This is a genomic window from Streptomyces sp. NPDC014623 (assembly GCF_043088245.1).
GTDB lineage: Bacteria > Actinomycetota > Actinomycetes > Streptomycetales > Streptomycetaceae > Streptomyces.
Genome location: NZ_JBIBZU010000057.1, coordinates 1 through 2657, shown reverse-complemented (window position 1 = coordinate 2657; position 2657 = coordinate 1). Strand labels below are relative to the sequence as shown.

At 69.4% G+C, this 2657-nt stretch carries 3 protein-coding genes; all 3 read right to left on the bottom strand.

Annotation, left to right across the window (positions count from 1 at the left end; translation table 11 throughout):
- Positions 1–1228: putative T7SS-secreted protein (locus ACF1FZ_RS34985; protein ID WP_391777398.1), on the bottom strand; the 1228-nt coding region annotated here is incomplete at its 3' end.
- Positions 1229–1231: 3 nt separating this feature from the next.
- Complete coding sequence (locus tag ACF1FZ_RS34980; RefSeq protein ID WP_391777397.1) at positions 1232–1882, bottom strand: hypothetical protein; 651 nt, start codon at positions 1880–1882, stop codon at positions 1232–1234.
- Complete coding sequence (locus ACF1FZ_RS34975; protein ID WP_391777396.1) at positions 1879–2337, bottom strand: hypothetical protein; 459 nt, start codon at positions 2335–2337, stop codon at positions 1879–1881. The genes ACF1FZ_RS34980 and ACF1FZ_RS34975 overlap by 4 nt, the downstream gene beginning before the upstream one ends.
- Positions 2338–2657 lie beyond the last annotated feature (320 nt).

The following is a 2657-nucleotide window of genomic DNA, read 5'->3' as shown; positions in this document are numbered from 1 at the left end:
TGTCGGGCCGGTTGTGGGTGCCTTCGGGGGCGTCGTCCACCAGGCGGCGGGCCTTGTTCGCGTCCTGTGCGAGGTCCGCGAGCTCCTTCGCGACCCGCGCCCCCTTGACTCCGGCTCCGGCCCCGCCGGTGGCGGCGGTGAGGACCAGGTCGGGGACGAGCCGGCCGAAGCCTTCGGCCGGGTCCTTCATGAAGTTGGTGACCATCTGTTTGCCGGCACCCCAGGGGTCGTTGGCGACCTGGACCAGTCCGGCGGCGGTGTTGTTCAGCGAGAGGGCGTACTCGGCGGGGTGGGTGAGGTTGTACGGGTCCGTCGGGTTGACGCTGCGCGCGAAGGTGACGAGGCCCGCGGTGCCCTTGGCGATGCCGCCGCCGAAGTGGGTCTTCACCACCTCGTACTCGGCGAGCCCGTCCGCGACCTGCTCGGCGTACCTGGGCTTCTGCGGCGCGGTGTCCCGTGCGGCCGCCACCGCCGTACGGGCCGTTGCCGCGGCCGTGTTGCGTTGTGTCCGTGCCTCCGTCAGCAGCCGCTGAGCCTCTTCCATGCGGGCCTTGCCGGGGTCCTTGAACTCACCGGGCCTGGGCGGCAGCGTCGACGGATCACGCTCATCGGCGGGCATGGCGTTGTACTTCTCTGCGGCCCGGTTGTACGTGTCGCACTGCTCTTTGTGGGCGTCCATCGCCTCCTCGGACGCCTTGGTGCCGGCCTTCCACTTGTCGATCGCCGCCTGGGCCTGCCGCTGCGCCCATTCGACGGTCCCGGCGAACGATTCCAGTGCGCCCGCGGCCTTCTCGAAGGCGTCGGCGGCCTTGAACCACTTCGGCGGTTCGACGGACACCGAGTCCCGGAACGCGTCCGCCGCCTGCCCCTTGAGGGCGGAGGAGTCCAGCCCCCTCATGCCGCCGCCGACCTTGTCGAAAGCGCCTTGCAGGTCCTTGAGGTGGGACGCGGTGGAGCGGAGCTCGGAGGGGCTTCCGTAGATGAGTTTCGTCTTGTCCTCGGTCTGCCCGAGGTCCATCTCGTCGACCTCGGCGCCCATCCGGTTCGCCACCGAACGTGACTGTTCGCGCACCCAGTCCGCGCCGGACTCCCAGCCCACGTCCTGCAGTCGGTCGGCCGTCCAGTTACCGGCGTCCTCGACCCGGTTGCCGGCCCACTCGACACCGTCCTCGACGGCGTCCTCGACGACGTCCGGAGTGAGGTCGCTGACGATATCCCCGAGCCCCATGGATCAGTTCCCCCCGTTGTCCTGCTGCTGTTGCCGGGCCCGTTCCTCGGGCGAGGGCCCGAACGTCTCGTCCACGGAACGGTCGAAGGCTTCCTGGTCGACGCCGAGCAGGTCGTTCAGCTGGTCTGCCTGACGGCCGCCGTTCCCCTCGGTCAGCAGCGCCCGTCCGGTGTCCTTCCAGGTCTGCCCGGCCTCGTCCGCCGCCCGCTCGAAGGACTCCGCGCTGTAGTCCGGGCTGAGGTAGTCGGGGGTGAACACATCACCCCAGTTCTGCTTGACGATCTCGTCCTCGGACGCGTGGGGGTTGCCCACGGCGGCGTTGACCACGACCTTCATGGTGCCCTGGACGTACTGGTCCTCCTCCCACAGGATTCCGGCGGCCAGACCCAGCTTCGCCGCGATGGCGTTGGCGTCCTGGACCAAGGCCCGGACCCCCCACTCCCACCGCTCACAGAAGTCCTCGAAGTCCACCGAAAGCCCGTGGTGACCCGCCTCCATGCCGGTCATCGACAGGTCCGACAGCCCTTTGCCCAGCACCGCCCCAGTACCGTCACCGACCTCCCTCAGCTCGGCCACCGCCGCCCGCAGACCACTGGTGATCTGCTGGACACTGGCCCGGTCTACGTTCAGATCCTCAGCACCACTGCCGCTCATCGGCCCCGTCCCCCGCCCCGGGTCTGTGCACCCACCGTGGCTTCCGCCTCCTGCGCGTCGACGGCGACCGCGTCGGGCACGATCCCCGTCACCGGAGGAAAGAGCATCGAGCCGTCCGGGTCGGCGATGTTCACCGCGATCCCGGCCGGTACGCCCATCGCGGGAATGATCTCGTCCAGCAGCCGCGCCCCGCGCAGCTCGGCGAACTCCCATGACCGCCCGACAGCACCGGCGTCGCTCCCGGTGCTGCGTGCCTGGGCGAACCGGGCCAGCGCTTCCTCGTCGGTGAACCCACAGATCCAGCGGATCCCGCCGGACTCCGCGGTCCACAACCCGCCACCCTCGAACGGCACCAGTACCAACGCCCGCCGCAACTCACCCAGCATCGCCCGCGGATCTCCGATGCCGGCCCACCGCTCTGCGATCCGATCCGCCAGTGCTGTCCCGTCAGCCATCGAGTCCCCGTTCACGTGCCACCGTCCACTGGCCCCGGTGCTGGTCCCGGGTTCGAAACACCGTAGGACACCACGCTCGGTATGAATCAGCGGTTCCACCGCCCCTGCCGACCCCAGGGCGGTCTCCGTGGACCGGTGGCCTGCGACGCATGGACGGGATCGACAGGGCGTGCGACCGGAGGCGCGGGCTGGCCAGGATGAATTGACCGGACCCGTAAGACGTAGCGTGGTCCGGACAACAAAGAAGCCCCTGGCCGTTGGCCTGGGGCTTTTTCATGGAGCGGGTGACGAGAATCGAACTCGCGCTCTGAGCTTGGGAA